Raw genomic sequence first — 15,446 nt, 5'->3', positions numbered from 1 at the left:
CCGACAGGCTGCTTTTTTATCAAATCTGAAGCAGGAGAGGTGCCCATGAGTGTAAAGCTGCCCGTATCCTACCCGCTGATTACCTCGTATCCTTCGTTGGCTGATTTCTTGTCTATCGCTGCTTCACATCCCGATTATGAGGCGTGGCTGAACTCCAATATGATTCAGCTGTTTTGTGTGAAGAAGTTTGGCAAGGGCTGCGAGCTGAAGTTTTATTTCCCGTACCTCTTCAATCAGTGTGCGCTTATGAATGGCGCTGCGCTTCCCCGCCACACGATGGCGCTATTGGAGCCTGATCCCGTAGAAATGTTTATTAAATGCATCGATGGCGGCAATTACGTCATTATCTCGGCGGACAGCTATCATATTTCGGCGTATAAGCCCTACTACCAAAAGCAGATCCGGCCGCATTTTATGATGGTCTTCGGCTATGACCGGGAGAACGGCACGTTTGATATCGCCGATTTCTTCGTGGGCCGGTACGAATATACGACGACGACCTTTGAGGAGCTGCGCGCCGCTTATGAGGCGATTCCGTGGGATACGGACCGGGTTCAGGTCAAGCTGCTTAAGCTGGAGCCCCGGGTGCGCTATGAATTTGACAAGCAGCATGTGTATGATTTGCTGTCGGAATATTTCCACGGGTTCAATACGAGCAGAAGGTACGGCAGCAACTACAATCCCTCGCAGCATCTCGTATACGGCATGGACATTTATCCGAAGCTTCAGGAGTTTATCCCTTTGGTTGGCGAAGGAATTTGTATTCCGGACCGGCGGCCCTTCCATGTCATCTACGATCACAAGCGGGGAATGAAGCAGCGGATTGAATATATGGTGGAGCACGGCCACATTCCATCCTCCTGTCTGCCCCTTAGCCAGCAATACGCGGATATGACCGACAAATGCCAAATGATGCGAAATTTGATTCTAAAATATGAGGTCGTCCGCCAGCCCGACATGCTCCTCCGTATTTCCGACTACGTCAAGCAGCTGGAGCAGGAGGAACGCGAGGTGCTGAAGGAGCTGCTATCCGCTTTGAATCCGGCCTCTCATGATACGGCAAGCGTATAAAGTGCGCTTCAACGGGGTTCTTGCGGCTTGTGCAGCCTGATGAGCATTGCTGGACAGTAACATCAACCGGGAAAAATGTAAGGGATCGCCTAAAAATGAAATGCTCCGAAGCCGATGAATCTATTGTGATCTCATCGGCTTTTTTGCCGCGACAGATTTCGACCCTGATGATCCATGGTATTCTTTATGCTGCGATATCACCGGAGTCAAGATACAATTTATTCATGAGGAACAGGAGGATGAAAATATCATCAGCTTGGGGAGAAGGGGCGTCTGACCGAGGAGCTGTCGGAGCAGACAGGGTTTGCCGCTGCACAAGAGGTGTTTGTGTACGAGAAGGTGGACGGGGAAAGGGCTGAGGAGCTCCGTCCCGGAAAATCGCAAGTCCCGCAGAACTCCTCCATGATCGGGTTCTGCGGGACTTCTTTAGTTAAATCGCACATGTTGATTAGAAGCATGTCCATATTTTGAGAAGGCTACCCGCATCTTCCACATAGGCAGTCGCCGCCCACTGCTCCGCATGGCCCTGCTCATGCTGAAACACATACAGGCTGGTCGATAGGGGAAACGCATTCCACATGCGCATCACTCCTTCGGATGAATCATTTGCTCGGGCCGTACGACCTGATCAAACTGCTCTTCGGTGAGCAGGCCGCTTCGCAGCGCGGCTTCCTTCAGTGTTAAGCCTTCCTTGTGTGCCGTTTTGGCGACACGGGCGGCATTCTCGTAGCCGATATGCGGATTAAGCGCAGTGACGAGCATCAGGGAGCGCTCCAGATTGCTCTGGATCACGGCATGGTTCACCTCGATGCCTACGGCGCAGTTCTCATGGAACGAATGAATGACATCGGCCAGCAAGCGGGCGGATTGCAGGAAGTTGTAAATGATAACCGGCTTAAACACATTCAGCTCAAAATTGCCTTGGCTTGCCGCAAAGCCGATAGCCGCATCGTTGCCCATCACCTGGCAGACGACCATCGTCATCGCTTCAGATTGTGTCGGATTGACCTTGCCCGGCATAATGGAGCTGCCCGGCTCGTTCTCCGGAATCGTCAGCTCGCCAATTCCGCAGCGCGGACCGCTGGCCAGCCAGCGCACGTCATTGGCGATTTTCATCAAATCAGCCGCGAGCGCCTTGAAGGCTCCGTGGACATAGACAAGCTCGTCATGGCTGGTCAGAGCGTGGAATTTGTTTGCGGCTGTAATGAACGGCTTGCCGGTCAGCCGTCCGATTTCGTCGGCGACGAGTGCGCCGAAGCGGGGATGCGCGTTAATTCCCGTACCGACCGCAGTGCCGCCAATCGCAAGCTCCCGCAGGCTGTCGGAGCTGATACGAATCATTTGCTCGGTTTTCTCCAGCATACGGTGCCAGCCGCTAATCTCCTGACCGAGTGTCAGCGGGGTGGCATCCTGCAGGTGCGTTCGTCCGATTTTGATAATATCCGCAAATGCCGCACGCTTCTTCTCGAGGGTTTCCTTGAGCACGGCAATAGCAGGAAGCACTTGGTCCTCAACGGCCATCAGCGCTGCGATATGCATCGCTGTAGGGAATGTATCGTTCGAGCTTTGCGAACGGTTGACATCATCATTGGGGTGCACGCGCAGCTCGCTGCCCTGCTTGGACAGCAGGTCGTTGGCACGGGCTGCGATGACCTCATTGACGTTCATATTTGATTGTGTGCCGCTGCCGGTTTGCCATACGACCAGAGGGAAATGATCATCCAGCTGTCCGGCGATGATTTCGTCCGCTGCGGCGATGATGGCTCCGGCCTTTACCGGATCGAGCTTGCCGAGATCGCGGTTTACAGCAGCAGCGCTTTTTTTCAAGATGGCAAACACCCGGATTAAATCAAGCGGCATTTTCTCGGTGCCGATGCGGAAGTTTTCCGAGCTGCGCTGGGTTTGTGCGCCCCACCATTTATCTGCGGGCACCTTTATTTCGCCTATCGTATCTTTCTCAATGCGGTATTCCATTCTGTCCCTCCAAGAAATTAATAATGATAATCAATATCATTTATTCTATCATGAATTACCGCTGTAGAAAAGCGGGGCTGCTTGTAATTTAAGCCAATCGGCCTATTTTTATACCGGAAAATGGAAAGCGGAATAGAAAGGGACGCTGGTATGAAGCCGGAGATATGTACTTGCCGTGTTTCCATGGATAAGCTGATAGGGGCTAATAATAACGGAGAGATTTCAAAAAAAATGGTGAACAGCAAAGCCGGCTCCTCCTGTTACCAGGACTGGGCCGGCTTTGCTGTGCTATGTGGTCGAGGACCGCCGCCATGCAGCGAAACACCGTTGCGCTGGAAGCTGCGCGCGGTGCGGCTCAATACGTGGCAGAGCAGCTGCCATCAATAAATTTCCGGCAGCTTCAGCAGCCAATCGACCCACCTGCGAATGGTGGACGATCGTCTCACATAGGTGCTTTCGGATTCTACCTGATACAAGTCACAGCTTTTCATAATGTCTACGATACGCTGCTTGTCCGGTGCGGCCCCTGATTCCAGCTGCTCCTGCAGGACGAGCCGGAAGGGGGCATGGGCGACAATACAGCTGGCCAGAGACAAATATTTCTGCTTAAGCGGCAGCCGCATCAGCCTGGCGCCATGGGCAGACAACCGGAATTTGACCTGCTTCGAAGCGGCATCGGCATACCGCTCCACAAGACCCAAATACATTGCGGCGCTGGTATAGTAGTTCGTCTGCCTGCTGTCAAAATCGTAATTCAAGGTGAAGTGCTCCTTCGTTATATCCGCCTCATACAGCAAGCCCAGCAAATCCACAATACGCGGGAAGGAGTCCGCCTGCGGAAACGGAATTTCCGGCTCGGCCTCCGGCTGTACCGCAGTCAGCAGGGACGTGATATCCGCCAGCTCGATTTTCTCATGCGCGATGACGTAATCCCGCTGCTCAACCAGCTCCAGGGAATTGTACTGCATCGGGTCGGTGAACCGGTACACGAAGAAGCTGAATATATCGTTGGAATGTGTGAAGAACACCGGTATGACCTCTTTGGAGGTCTGCTCCTGCCATAAGCGGTACGGGTAGTACAGCTGCCGCACGAGGAAATCCTCCACGGCTTCCTTCTTGGCCTCCACAATCATAAACCTGGATTCACTTTCATAGCCGCCGTCAATCTCCACTTGGGCGTTTTTAATGCTGACGTGCTGGTCGATTCCTTTTTTGGTCCGGATCGTGAAATCAAACTGCTTCGAGGACATGCGGCCCGAGATAGTCTGGACAGCAGGCTCTCCCAAAATATCGTCAATCATGCCGGACACCATCGCGCAGTGCAGCGCGGAGCTTTCCGAATACAGGTTGGCCGGATCGAGGGTCGTAATGTGCTTCGGCAGACTCATCGGCTTCGGCTTGACCTTGGCGCTGTATTTCACCTTGGCGTACACATCGAAGTCTCCAAGAATGTAGCTGGACCGGGTTAGCGGCAAAATCGACAACCCTTGCTTCGTAAACAGCTCCGGCAAATTGCTGCTGTGATCAAACTTGGCCATCAGACGCGGCTCCCGCACTTCCTTGATGGTTTTGGCCTGAATGACGTATGATCCGTGCTGTTCAATTTCCTCTAAAATGCCGTGGCGCTCGAACAGCGTGTTCCAGGCTTGATCAGTCAGATTCATAATTCATCACCAGCACCTCTTCAATTTTGCCGCGCCTTGCCGCATTGGAATTAATATTCCGGCTGGCCGATACGATTCGGACGGTATACGAGCTGTACAGGTCCTTGATATAGTCGGTGGCCGAATTGCTGAGAAGCACCTTACAGCCCCGGCGATCCAGCTCCGCAAACGTATCCCGCAGGCGCTCCTGGTCTTTTTTGCCGAAGCCGTTCAGACTGTAGCTTGTAAATGAAGCTGTATTCGATACCGGGTCATACGGCGGGTCAAAATAGACGAAATCTCCCGCTTTGGCTGTGCTGACCGCCTGCTCGAAATCACCGTTTAAGATGGTAAAATCATTCGTGCTCAAATAGTCGTGCACCGCCCGCAGCACGGGCTCGTTGACGATTTGAGGATTTTTGTATTTGCCGAAGGGCACGTTAAATTGGCCCCGGCTGTTGACGCGGAACAATCCGTTGAAGCATGTTTTGTTCAAGTAAATAATCCGGGACGATTTCTCTACGTGAGAGAGACCTTTGAACTGCTCCTGACGGTCCAAATCACGGATGCTGTAAAAATACTCCTTGTCGGCCTGATGCTTCTTCAAATCCGCGATTAGCTCGTCTACATGATCCCGGATTACCTTGTATGTATTGATGAGCTCTGTATTCACATCGTTAATGACGGCTTTTTGCGGCTGCAGGTCAAATAACACGGCGCCCGCACCGACAAACGGCTCGTAATAGGCGGAATAATGCTGTGGAACGTATTTGCGGATTTCCGGCAGAAGCTGCCGTTTGCCGCCTGCCCATTTCAGGAACGGCTGTAAAAGTGATGGCTGTGCTGACAACATGTTCTCTCCTTAAAAACTGCGGTATTGTGAAGGGCTTGTTCCACTTCATATTATAGCCATTATAGCAGATCCTTCAAAACAAGTGTTCTTGTTCTGAAAAGTAGGACATAAGGCGGACTTTTTGGATAAAGGTAGAAATGGATACACCTTCAATAGTAAAATCAGGAAAGCTACTGTAAATTACTTCTAAATTAAAGGAGATTCATATGAGCAATTCCAATATGAACGAATACCGCTTCCAGGTGAATTTGAGCGGCATGATTACGATATTATCCAATCATTTATACAGCAGTCCAAAGGTGTTTTTGCGCGAGCTTCTTCAAAACGCCACCGATGCGATCACAGCCAGAAAGAAGCTGGACCCGGCCAGCGCGGGCAAGATCCAAATCGAGATTACAGGCACCGGCGCAGACGCGGTTATGGTGGTGGAGGACAACGGGATTGGCTTGACCGAAGAAGAAATTCATGAATTCCTGGCCATGATCGGCCATTCCTCCAAGACAGGTACGGAATTTTTGGCAAAAGAAACCTCATTTATCGGCCGTTTCGGAATCGGGCTGCTGTCCTGCTTCATGGTAAGCGATGAAATTGTCATGCTGACCCAGTCGGCCAAGGGCGGGCCTTCCATGGAATGGCGCGGCAAACCGGACGGCACCTATACGATACGCCGTCTGGAGACAGCGCTGTCGCCGGGAACGAAGGTTTATTTGCGCTGCAAGCCGGGGTGCGAAATGTATTATTCGCCGGATGCAGCCGCAGAATCGCTGTTTTATTACGGGGCGCTGCTGCCATACCCGGTTACACTCCGGGCGGACGAAACCAGCCGGGTCATTCATGCCGATGTGCCTGTGTGGATTGCAGAGCCGGAGCTGGCCCGCAGCCGCAAGGCGGAGGTGCTTGCCTTCGGGGAGAAGCTGCTCGGGGAGCGCTTCCGTGATTTTATTCCGCTTCGTACGGCAGGCGGACGCACCGGAGGAATCGCCTTTATTCTCCCGCATTCGGTCAATTTGAACGCGAAGCGCACGCACCGGGTGTATTTAAAGCAGATGCTGGTTTCCGAAAAAGCGGAAAACATTTTGCCGGACTGGGCTTTTTTTGTCAAAAGCCTGATTTGGACAGATGAGCTTCAGCCGACTGCATCACGCGAGCATTTCTACGAGGATGAGCGGCTGGAGGAGGTGCGTCATGAGCTGGGAGAGTCGATTCGCAGCGAGCTGCTGCGTATGGCTGAATATGATCCGGACCGGCTTCAAAGCATCATCAGCCTGCACGCCTTGTCAATGAAAGCACTGGCGGTGGAGGATGAAACGTTTTACCGGATTATTTACCGCTGGCTGCCTTTCGAGAGCACCTACGGCCAGCGGGAGCTGGGGGAATTAATTCAGGAGCGCGGAACGCTGTACTACACCACAACGCTCGATGAATATCGGCAAATTACCCATGTGGCGGCGGCGCAATCCTTCCTGGTCATCAACGGCGGTTATATTTATGATGCCGCACTGCTGGAAAGCCTGCCGTGGATATGTCCTGAGGCGAGGACGGAACGGCTGGCGCCGGAGGACGTGTCCCTGTCCTTCACTGACTTGACGCTGGAGGAGCGAAACCGTTACTACGACTTCGTTCGTACTGCGGATGTGACGCTTCAGCGCTTCCGCTGCCGGGTGCAGCTCAAGCGGTTCAAGCCCTCGGAGCTGCCGGTTCTGTTTACGCTGTCCAAGGAATCATCTGCATTCCGCTCACTTGAAAAGGCCGGGGAGGAAAGCACGGAGCTGTTTTCTTCCGTTCTGAACAGTCTGAGCGCCAGCTTCAACGAAGCGGCATACTCGACCTTATATTTTAATTTGGACAATCCTGTCATTGAACGGGTATGTTCTGCAAACCATCCGGCTATGGTCCCGATTGCGGTAGAAATGCTGTATGCCAACGCGCTGATGATGGGCCACTATCCCATGAACCGTCAGGAGCTTGCCGTGCTCAATCAGGGCATCGTCCGGTTTATTGACTGGGGGTTGTCCGCGGGTTCCGGGAATGGAGAAGCCTCCGTATGAATCGTGACTTGGAACGGCTGATGATGGAAGCATCGAAGCTGCCGGACGGGGAAGCCAGGCTGGGGGTGCTGGAAGAGGCCGCAAGGCTGGCTGATATAACCAATCATGCCGAGCTTGGCTATGAGGCGTGTTCCGAAATGGTGGAGCTCGCATGTAAGCAAGGCTTCCCGATGAAAGCCATCACAGCCTTTTCCCGGCTGCTCGGACAATATGACAAACAGCCGGAGCTGTATGACAGCGATGAGCTTTTGTGGAGATACAAATGGATTGTGGGCAAGCTGCTGTGCTTCCCGGAAATATCGCGTGAGCAAGTAGAAGGACTTCTGGAGGATTTGCACAGACGCTGCGTCAAACAGGGGTACAGCGCCCGAACCTATTATTACTACCGCTTTGGGATGGCTGTCCTGTATAAAGACAAAGAGGAGGCGGGCCGCTGCCTCCCGCTGTTCCGGAGTCTGGACACGGACAAGATGAGCGATTGTACGGCCTGCGAGCAAAATACGCTGGTTCTTTATTATGCCATGCTGGAGGATGATGTAGGGCTGCTGAAGGCTGCTGATCCGATCCTGACCGGACGAATGAGCTGTGCTGAGGTGCCGAACTTGACGCTGTCCAAGGTGCTGCTTCCGCTTTATCGGCTGGGACAGGCAGGAAAAGCGCAGCACTATCATCGTCAAGGATATCCGTTAGTAATGAACAACCGTTATTATTTAAGCAATGTCTCGGAGCATATGGGGTTTCTGGCATTGACCAGCCCGCTAAAGGGTGTAGAGCTGTTCGAGCGGCATCTCCCGCAAACCTTTGATCATGAGGACCCGTTGGATAATCTGAGATTCCATTTGTATGCGGCTCTGTTGATGAAGAAGCTGGCGGAAAAGCAGATACAACGCCAGCTACGCCTGCCGGCGGCATTTGCAGGCAAAGAGGATGCGGCGGATGTTGAGAAGCTGGGGAAACGTTTTGCCAGGCTTGCACAGGCTGCAGCGGATCAATTTGACCGCCGCAACGGCAATCCTTATTATTCCACGCTCGTACAATCCACGCTTACCTATTGAGAACGGCTTCAGCCTTTTTTTGCTACTAAAGCAATAAATTTCGTTGGCTATACACACCTGCTGATGGATCTCATACACAGCCCAGTCCTTCGAAGAGGACGCTGAAGCTGTTGAACCGTTATCGGCAAAGACAGGAGGAATGAGCATGAGCTTGGATTTTGAAGAATTGATGGACGAGGCATACGCTCTGCCCAACGGTGCGGCCAAGATTGCGTTATTAGAGGAAGCAGCCCGGCTGGCTGATTCCGGGAATGATATTGAGCAGGGCTATGAAGCGCGCACCCAAATTGTGGAGGCGGCCAGCTTCGGCGGGTTTCCGATGAAGGCGATTGTGGCCTTTTCCTGGCAGCTTGGCCAATTCGACAAGCAGCCGGACCTGTACGACAGCTACGATTTGCTGTGGTCTTACAAATGGATTTTGGGGAAGGTGTGCAACTTCCCGGAAATTTCCTTGCAGCAGATTGAAAATTTGCTGGAAGACCTGCGCAAACGATACCGTGAAGCCGGCTACAGCGATCGCACCTATTACTATTACCGCTTCCGGATCGCCATGGATTTGGGAGACGGGGCAGCCGCCGGCAAGTATTTTGCTCTGTTTTCCGAGATGGAACGGGATTTGATGAGTGACTGCCGGGCATGCGAGCAGCAGCAGATTTACCATTATTACGTGATGATTGGTGAGGATGAGCGGGCGTTGAAGGCGGCTGAGCCGATTCTTGCCGGACAGATGAAGTGTGCGGAAATTCCTCATATTACATTGGCCGAGGTTCTGGCTCCGCTGTACCGTCTGGGACGGACGGAGGAAGCCATTGCACACCAGCGTAAAGGCTACCGGCTGATCAAGGGCAACCGGGATTTTCTGAATAATATTGGTGGGCATATTCATTTTTTGGCTCAGACAGATCCACTAAAGGGCCTTGAGGTGTTCGAGCAGCACGTTGCCCAGACCCTTGATCATGAAGACCCGTGTGACAAAATGATGTTTTATGCCTATTCGGCGGGCCTGTTCCGCCGTCTGGCCGAAAACGGTCAAGTCAAGCAGCAGCCAAGACTGCCCGAGGCGTTCCCTTATCTGGAGGATGCCGCCGATTTCCGGCGCCTGTCCGGGCGATTCGAACAGCTGGCTAGAACGGCTGCGGACCAGTATGACCGCCGCAACGGCAACAGCTATTATTCCACGCTGGTTAGCGCTGCGGTGTAACACATCACAATGAAAGGGCGGCAGAGGACTGCCGCCTTGTTTCCGTCCAGACATCCCTTCAACATGCAAGGCGAGGAGAATCGAACAATACAATAGGCTTGGGGAGGGAGCTAATTATTTGGCGCAGCCCCCTCCCAGCGCTTCAGGCGCTGACTGGCAATGATTGCAGCAAGCAGCAAATCCTTATGCAAATACTTGAAATTTTAACTCGTCATCAGGTCACTGTCATTTTCGAGCCGTCCGTTTCCCTGTAAATCTATAGTGATTGTGCATGTCCGAGAAAGGAGCCTGCGATGAAGCGGATAATGATTATCGGTTCCGGCGGTTCGGGAAAATCGACGTTCGCCCGCAAACTGGGAGCGCTTACGGGAATTCCGGTTTATCATCTGGATGCTCTGCACTGGAAGCCGGGCTGGGTGCCGACCGCAAACGATGAGCGGGATTTGCTCATGAATGGCCTAGTGGAGCGGGAGACCTGGATTATCGACGGCAACTACAGCCGGACGATGAATGGTCATTTTTGGCATTTATTCAGGGATTTACAAAAGCTCCTTTGCTGAATTGGCTTTTAATTGGAAGGATTGCTATGATATCAATTTATATCGTCCTGGTATCCGCGCGATACTCATCAAGTTTGGTTTGACAAAAGGGCGGGATTGTTCCCAGCCGGGCCAAGTGATGCGTATGACTGCCAGCGCAACCATGATCGATTCATTACGTCTTAAAGAGTATGAATACATTTGTTGTTGGAGTGGACTCATCTGGAAAGGATGAACAGCCATGCAGGCTTTATCTGACCGGGCTGCTGAAATGCTTAGCAGAGGGAGGACGATTGCCCAGCCCAAGCAAGCCGATGAAATTGTACAGCTTCTTAATCGGCACGGATATCCGTACAACGAGAGCTTTATCCGGTATCAGCAGCGTTTTGGCGGAATCAAATACCGCCCGCGGGGATTGTATCACGGCATGGAACACCAAGGGGTCGACCTTGTAGCGTTTGAATATGATCCTCGAAACGGCTATGTCATGGAAGCGGAGGAAATTGAAGGCCGGTGGTATTATACTTGTGCAGATTATAGTTATTCCCACTTGTTTTATGCGATAGTGATGGATAGTGAGGGCCGGATTTATGTCAGGCCGTATGATAGAGACGATCGTCCGATTCTCGTCGCACAGTCGATCGAAACATTTGTGGAACGTGATGCGGTACAGGACGATTTTTATTTGAGGCGGGAGAATTGGTTGGCGGCCCGGTTCCATGCGGACCGGCTGGAGATATGGAAAAACGACAGCAGGCTTGGCCTTCAACTGATAGCGGAGGCAAGCGACAGCTGCACAACTTGGTGGCGTGGTCTGGACGGCCATGTTTTTGTTGAATGTCATGCTTTGGAACGGCTGGGGTTCTTTAATCAGGTTTATGCTGCATCGACCAAAGTGCTGAAGCAGCTGCAGCTGCCCGCAGGAGGTTGAACGGACATGCGGATACTGGATATTCAACCGGAGCCGCTGGAACGCTTCACGTATTGGACAGTATCCAGCGGGGATGGCATAATCGAGGCGCAGCTTCCGGTATATGCGGGGCATATCGCAGGATTGCCCGATTCCACAGATGCGCTTATTGTAACCTCTGATTTACAAGGAATGATGAGCATCGGGCAATCATGATTTGCTGGGCACGGATAAGCAGCAGAAGCTAAGCCAGCAAACGAATCTTTGTTTTATTGACAGCCCGGGTATTCGTGAATTTGCCGGCGTACGCTGGGGCGGTCTGGGAGGAATTATAGGCAGACCGGATAAGCCGAGCCGGATGACGGAAACGGAATTTTTGCGTAGGCTTCGCAAGCTCGCGGAGCACGAGCCGCAGGGGCTGCTAATGCATCAGAGCCCGGATGTGCCTGAGCTAGGCTGTGAAGGGAGTGCGGACATTCGCAGAACACTGGAGCTGGGGCCGCCAGGGCTTGTTTTTTGCGGGCATTCTCACTGGGACAATCCGCTGGCAGAGCTGGCGAACGGAACGCAGGTGCTGAATGTGGACGCGAAGGTTTGTATTTTGACAAGACCTTTATTTTAAAAGTCAAATGTAGAATGAAGAAAAGTGGATGAAACCGAAGTGGAGCCTGACCTCCACCACGGTTCAAATGGCAGAAGGAGTGGAGTCGCATGAGTGAATTTACAGCAGGTATTTTGTTTCGGAATACGAAATTAAAGTCCGTTCAAGCCGCTGTCCAGCCGCTTTCGGAGGATTTTCGGACAGGCAGCTTGAATGAGGATTGGGGCGTCATTCTGCTTAAGGATGAATACTTGGAGAGCCCGGAAACGGTGGAGACTGTTAAAAAGCTGTCTGAAGCCGCGCCGCTTCTTCATTTTCATAATGCGGAGGATCACGGCTGGGGTTATACGATTTTCAACGAGGGCCGGATTACAGCCTCCCTTTATTTGAGCTATGAAATGGAGGACCGTTTTTTCCTGGATCTGGCGCAGCAGAAGTACCCTGATCGCAATCCGCATCAGCTCGGGGAAGACATAACCGTGCAGCTTTGCGAGGAAATTAAAGCCATGCCGGAATACCAGGAGCAGTTCACCCGTCAATTCAAGTCGCTTCATCTGGATCAGTTCCGTTTATTTCAGGTGGACGTGGACGATCTGGAGGGAATTTTTGATTTGGAATACATTGATCAGCTGGAATATAGCCAGGATCTGGTCGAGGAGTTTAAAGGAATCGTAGAAATCCAAGAAATGACCTGGATTAATTTTGAGACGGACCTGGACAATCAATAGCAAGGGAGGACGGCATCCATGGAGAAAAAAGGATTTGTTTCTTTGTGGCTGGGAACGGCGGGGAGTGAAGAGGAGCTTGAAGCGTATGTGACAGCCCCTTACGACGAGGAGGGGGATGCTTTGGACTCCCCCTTCATGGCGGACTTCGGTATTGAAGACGAGGATGAGGATTTCAGAGAAATCCAGCTTCTGGAGCAGGCTGCTCAGGAGATAGCGGTTATCCTGTCCGGCCACTCCTACGATGACGTCATCATTCCCCGCTTTCAGGAGCTGTCTGGCCCCGTTCTGAATGAAGCGGTGAATGCGGTTATTTTACTGTACAACTTTGCCTATTCCGGTCAGGCTGGGCGCACGGCTTCGGGCATGACCTTTATTGGTACAGCGAGCTATGAGGACAAGTGAAGAGGGGCAGAACGATATGGAACAGCAAATTACATTGATGAAAGAGAAGCTGGACTGCCTTCGGGCCCGATTTGCGGATTTACAGCTAATGGACGTGGAAGAAAACGTGCCGGAGGATATGCGGGTCGGCAGTGTGAATGAGGATGGCTGGGTAGAGTGGCGGTTCATTGACTCCACGATTACTGAGGAGGAAATACAGGCGCTTGAGCGCCGGTTCGAAGTTGAGCTTCCCCCATTGTTCCGGGCGTTCCTGAGGACCTATCATTTCACCGAGCTTGGATTCCAAAATGTGGAGCTGGACGGTGAATATCTTGGGGACTGCCGCTTTATTTCCATGCCCTCGATGTCATCCGGTAATCGGCTGGAGGATCTGGAATATCAAATTCAGTGCTGGGAGCCGCTGCTTGCGGCGGGCTATATTCCGTTTGCCGAATGCGAGGACCAGCAAGGGCCCGTCTGCTTTGATACGCTGGGAAGAAATAGCTCCGGCGACTGCCCGGTGGTATGGTTTTTACACGATGATTTGCATGATTTGGGTGAGGAGAAGTGCAAGACAAGAGAAAATTTGCTCCCGTATGTAAATCAATTATTTGATTCGTTTGAAAACATGGTGACCGTGCTGTGCAGTGAACCGAGCGCTCAATAGAAATAGGCTCAAACGAAAAGGGATTTTGCCATCCGAAAACTCGCAGTGCCGAAACAGATGCCTTGGATTAAAAATAGTTATGATGAGCGGGAGAAGTGGGCGATGAACGGGCTGACACCAACGACTAGAAATATTCTTGCCCAGGCTGGCTGGCGCCCGGATCGGAGTGCGGAGCATACGGCAGCGGCTTGCCGTTTTTTAGAAGCCAAGGGCTATGAGGTGTTCCCCTGCGTCAAGGAGGCGCTTCACGAGCTGGGCGGTATGGAGATTCAATTTGAGCGTAACGGGAGCCGGGAATCCTTCTATATAAATCCGGAGGAAGCCTATGGGGATTATTATGATCAAGAGGATTTCCAAGATTTGGAGCGAAGGCTTGATGAACGTATTATTCTCATAGGGCATGTCTTCCGCAGGAATGCGCTGATGTTCATGTCCGAATCCGGCAAAGTCTACGGTTATATGGACGACTATTATACCTGGATATTGGGAGATCATCTTGCGGACGCCTTAAACAATCTGTGTGATACATATAACGTAAAGCTTATTCATGACTTGTAGAACCAAGTGCCGAGTGGGGTAAAGTGGAAAATCCGCAGCCGATGAGTAGGTGCCTCCGTGTATCGTTTATTGGCCGGATCAGCTTGCTTACCGGATGGAACAGATGGTGGAGATTGCTGCTTATCACGGCCTGTATGAGCTTCATTTTCCATTTGCAGTCCCTGATATTCGTACGGAGTATCTTGTCGAGCATCAGGCGGATGGAACAGCGAAGGTCAGAAAAACAGAAACCGCTTGCTGAGGTGCCGTCAGCAGTTTATAGTCTTTTAGGCCCCTGCATTTTACCTGAATTTAGGTGATTTGAAGGTGGTTTTTGGTTGTGCCGTCAGTATACCATTAAAAGCAAAGTCTACTATTTCGTCAAGGAGGAATAACGATGTCCGAAGTCAAGCTGTCTGTAAGTTATGATCAATACGAGGAAGGCGTGACGATAGCAAGCTTAATTGAGCAGCTGTCCGGCCAGCCGCAAAGCCAAGAGCTGGAGAGTCTCATTATTGGGGATTGGGGCGGTTCCTACGAAAATGATTCCAGCCAAGCGGTAGAGGCGCTTGTGCGGTTGAAGGACTGTTTTCCGCAGCTGCGCCGGCTCTTTATCGGCGATATGAGCTTCGAGGAATGTGAAGTGTCGTGGATTATGCAGTCTAATCTAGCACCGCTGCTGACCGCATACCCGGAGCTTACAGCCCTGACGATCAAGGGCAGCGGCGGCCTGGAGCTGGACCCTGCAAACCATGAGAAGCTGGAGGAGCTGACCATTATTTGCGGCGGCCTCGGCAAAACGGTGCTTGCCAGCATCGAGCAGGCCCGTCTTCCCCGCTTGAAAAAGCTGGAGCTGTATCTCGGCGTGGATGAGTACGGGTTCGATGCGGATCTGGAGGATGTGCTGCGGCTGATAGAGCCGGGCAAATTTCCGGAGCTTACATATCTTGGGCTGAAGGACAGCGAAATCCAGGATGAAATTGCAGCGGCGCTGGCGAATGCGCCGATTCTGGACCAGCTGCACACGCTGGACTTATCGATGGGCACGCTGTCTGACGAAGGAGCCGAAGCCCTGATTTCCAGCGAACGGGTCCAAAGGCTGCAGCGGCTGGATTTAAGCTATCATTATATGTCGGAGGAAATGATGAACCGCTGGAGACAGACGGGACTCAACGTGGATATGAGCGAGGAGCAGGGAACGGACGACGATTTCCGGTATCCGGCATTAACAGAATAAG

General features: G+C 52.1%; 18 protein-coding genes. 14 read left to right on the top strand and 4 right to left on the bottom strand.

The genetic code is table 11. From position 1 onward, the window contains the following. The first annotated feature begins 45 nt into the window (after positions 1 to 45). Positions 46 to 1,071, top strand: coding sequence for a hypothetical protein (locus WBG83_RS01850; RefSeq protein ID WP_336742161.1), 1,026 nt, complete (start codon positions 46 to 48; stop codon positions 1,069 to 1,071). A 448-nt stretch (positions 1,072 to 1,519) separates the two neighbouring features. Here WBG83_RS01850 and WBG83_RS01845 read toward each other — a convergent pair whose 3' ends face one another. From WBG83_RS01845 to WBG83_RS01830, 4 genes are all read right to left on the bottom strand, one after another. Beyond that, positions 1,520 to 1,651 (bottom strand): hypothetical protein, encoded by a 132-nt coding sequence (locus tag WBG83_RS01845; RefSeq protein ID WP_336742159.1) that lies wholly within the window; start codon positions 1,649 to 1,651, stop codon positions 1,520 to 1,522. 5 nt (positions 1,652 to 1,656) lie between these two features. Next, entirely contained in the window at positions 1,657 to 3,045 is a 1,389-nt protein-coding gene (gene fumC, locus WBG83_RS01840) for a class II fumarate hydratase (protein WP_336742157.1), read from the bottom strand. A gap of 380 nt (positions 3,046 to 3,425) precedes the next feature. Then, positions 3,426 to 4,709 (bottom strand): type II restriction enzyme, encoded by a 1,284-nt coding sequence (locus tag WBG83_RS01835; protein WP_336742155.1) that lies wholly within the window; start codon positions 4,707 to 4,709, stop codon positions 3,426 to 3,428. Then, positions 4,696 to 5,541, bottom strand: a complete 846-nt coding sequence (locus WBG83_RS01830; protein WP_336742153.1) for a DNA adenine methylase — start codon at positions 5,539 to 5,541, stop codon at positions 4,696 to 4,698. The genes WBG83_RS01835 and WBG83_RS01830 overlap by 14 nt, the downstream gene beginning before the upstream one ends. A 206-nt stretch (positions 5,542 to 5,747) precedes the next feature. Here WBG83_RS01830 and WBG83_RS01825 point away from each other — a divergent pair, with 206 nt between their 5' ends. From WBG83_RS01825 to WBG83_RS01765, 13 genes are all read left to right on the top strand, one after another. Further along, a complete protein-coding gene (locus WBG83_RS01825) occupies positions 5,748 to 7,589 on the top strand; it encodes an HSP90 family protein (RefSeq protein WP_336742152.1) in 1,842 nt (613 codons plus the stop codon). Then, positions 7,586 to 8,644, top strand: coding sequence for a hypothetical protein (locus WBG83_RS01820; RefSeq protein ID WP_336742150.1), 1,059 nt, complete (start codon positions 7,586 to 7,588; stop codon positions 8,642 to 8,644). Before WBG83_RS01825 ends, WBG83_RS01820 begins: the two co-directional genes overlap by 4 nt. Before the next feature lie 145 nt (positions 8,645 to 8,789). Then, complete coding sequence (locus tag WBG83_RS01815; RefSeq protein ID WP_336742149.1) at positions 8,790 to 9,845, top strand: hypothetical protein; 1,056 nt, start codon at positions 8,790 to 8,792, stop codon at positions 9,843 to 9,845. A gap of 293 nt (positions 9,846 to 10,138) precedes the next feature. Further along, positions 10,139 to 10,405, top strand: a complete 267-nt coding sequence (locus tag WBG83_RS01810) for a hypothetical protein (RefSeq protein ID WP_336742147.1) — start codon at positions 10,139 to 10,141, stop codon at positions 10,403 to 10,405. A 220-nt stretch (positions 10,406 to 10,625) separates the two neighbouring features. Next, positions 10,626 to 11,315: a hypothetical protein gene (locus WBG83_RS01805; RefSeq protein ID WP_336742145.1), complete on the top strand. Its 690-nt coding sequence runs from the start codon at positions 10,626 to 10,628 to the stop codon at positions 11,313 to 11,315. A 6-nt stretch (positions 11,316 to 11,321) separates the two neighbouring features. Further along, positions 11,322 to 11,510, top strand: a complete 189-nt coding sequence (locus WBG83_RS01800) for a hypothetical protein (RefSeq protein WP_336742143.1) — start codon at positions 11,322 to 11,324, stop codon at positions 11,508 to 11,510. Between the two features lies 1 nt (position 11,511). Then, positions 11,512 to 11,916, top strand: coding sequence for a metallophosphoesterase family protein (locus WBG83_RS01795; protein ID WP_336742141.1), 405 nt, complete (start codon positions 11,512 to 11,514; stop codon positions 11,914 to 11,916). A gap of 89 nt (positions 11,917 to 12,005) precedes the next feature. Continuing rightward, positions 12,006 to 12,623, top strand: a complete 618-nt coding sequence (locus tag WBG83_RS01790) for a hypothetical protein (protein WP_336742139.1) — start codon at positions 12,006 to 12,008, stop codon at positions 12,621 to 12,623. Between the two features lie 18 nt (positions 12,624 to 12,641). Next, positions 12,642 to 13,025, top strand: coding sequence for an immunity 22 family protein (locus tag WBG83_RS01785; RefSeq protein WP_336742137.1), 384 nt, complete (start codon positions 12,642 to 12,644; stop codon positions 13,023 to 13,025). 16 nt (positions 13,026 to 13,041) lie between these two features. Then, positions 13,042 to 13,671, top strand: a complete 630-nt coding sequence (locus WBG83_RS01780; RefSeq protein ID WP_336742135.1) for an SMI1/KNR4 family protein — start codon at positions 13,042 to 13,044, stop codon at positions 13,669 to 13,671. A gap of 57 nt (positions 13,672 to 13,728) precedes the next feature. Then, complete coding sequence (locus WBG83_RS01775) at positions 13,729 to 14,229, top strand: SUKH-3 domain-containing protein (RefSeq protein ID WP_336742133.1); 501 nt, start codon at positions 13,729 to 13,731, stop codon at positions 14,227 to 14,229. Between the two features lie 49 nt (positions 14,230 to 14,278). Then, positions 14,279 to 14,470, top strand: coding sequence for a hypothetical protein (locus WBG83_RS01770; RefSeq protein ID WP_336742132.1), 192 nt, complete (start codon positions 14,279 to 14,281; stop codon positions 14,468 to 14,470). A gap of 135 nt (positions 14,471 to 14,605) precedes the next feature. Then, complete coding sequence (locus WBG83_RS01765) at positions 14,606 to 15,445, top strand: STM4015 family protein (protein WP_336742130.1); 840 nt, start codon at positions 14,606 to 14,608, stop codon at positions 15,443 to 15,445. Position 15,446 lies beyond the last annotated feature (1 nt).

The organism is Paenibacillus sp. y28 (assembly GCF_037137075.1).
Classification (GTDB): Bacteria; Bacillota; Bacilli; order Paenibacillales; family NBRC-103111; genus JBBBNV01.
Note: the sequence above shows the minus strand (reverse complement) of the source record. Positions and strands in the feature narration are given on the sequence as shown.

Bases quoted from the DNA above. Each gene is read 5' to 3' on its own strand.
- WBG83_RS01850 (WP_336742161.1), top strand. From the start codon at position 46: ATGAGTGTAAAGCTGCCCGTATCCTACCCGCTGATTACCTCGTATCCT.
- WBG83_RS01845 (WP_336742159.1), bottom strand. From the start codon at position 1,651: ATGTGGAATGCGTTTCCCCTATCGACCAGCCTGTATGTGTTTCAGCAT.
- fumC (WP_336742157.1), bottom strand. From the start codon at position 3,045: ATGGAATACCGCATTGAGAAAGATACGATAGGCGAAATAAAGGTGCCC.
- WBG83_RS01835 (WP_336742155.1), bottom strand. From the start codon at position 4,709: ATGAATCTGACTGATCAAGCCTGGAACACGCTGTTCGAGCGCCACGGC.
- WBG83_RS01830 (WP_336742153.1), bottom strand. From the start codon at position 5,541: ATGTTGTCAGCACAGCCATCACTTTTACAGCCGTTCCTGAAATGGGCA.
- WBG83_RS01825 (WP_336742152.1), top strand. From the start codon at position 5,748: ATGAGCAATTCCAATATGAACGAATACCGCTTCCAGGTGAATTTGAGC.
- WBG83_RS01820 (WP_336742150.1), top strand. From the start codon at position 7,586: ATGAATCGTGACTTGGAACGGCTGATGATGGAAGCATCGAAGCTGCCG.
- WBG83_RS01815 (WP_336742149.1), top strand. From the start codon at position 8,790: ATGAGCTTGGATTTTGAAGAATTGATGGACGAGGCATACGCTCTGCCC.
- WBG83_RS01810 (WP_336742147.1), top strand. From the start codon at position 10,139: ATGAAGCGGATAATGATTATCGGTTCCGGCGGTTCGGGAAAATCGACG.
- WBG83_RS01805 (WP_336742145.1), top strand. From the start codon at position 10,626: ATGCAGGCTTTATCTGACCGGGCTGCTGAAATGCTTAGCAGAGGGAGG.
- WBG83_RS01800 (WP_336742143.1), top strand. From the start codon at position 11,322: ATGCGGATACTGGATATTCAACCGGAGCCGCTGGAACGCTTCACGTAT.
- WBG83_RS01790 (WP_336742139.1), top strand. From the start codon at position 12,006: ATGAGTGAATTTACAGCAGGTATTTTGTTTCGGAATACGAAATTAAAG.
- WBG83_RS01785 (WP_336742137.1), top strand. From the start codon at position 12,642: ATGGAGAAAAAAGGATTTGTTTCTTTGTGGCTGGGAACGGCGGGGAGT.
- WBG83_RS01780 (WP_336742135.1), top strand. From the start codon at position 13,042: ATGGAACAGCAAATTACATTGATGAAAGAGAAGCTGGACTGCCTTCGG.
- WBG83_RS01775 (WP_336742133.1), top strand. From the start codon at position 13,729: ATGCCTTGGATTAAAAATAGTTATGATGAGCGGGAGAAGTGGGCGATG.
- WBG83_RS01765 (WP_336742130.1), top strand. From the start codon at position 14,606: ATGTCCGAAGTCAAGCTGTCTGTAAGTTATGATCAATACGAGGAAGGC.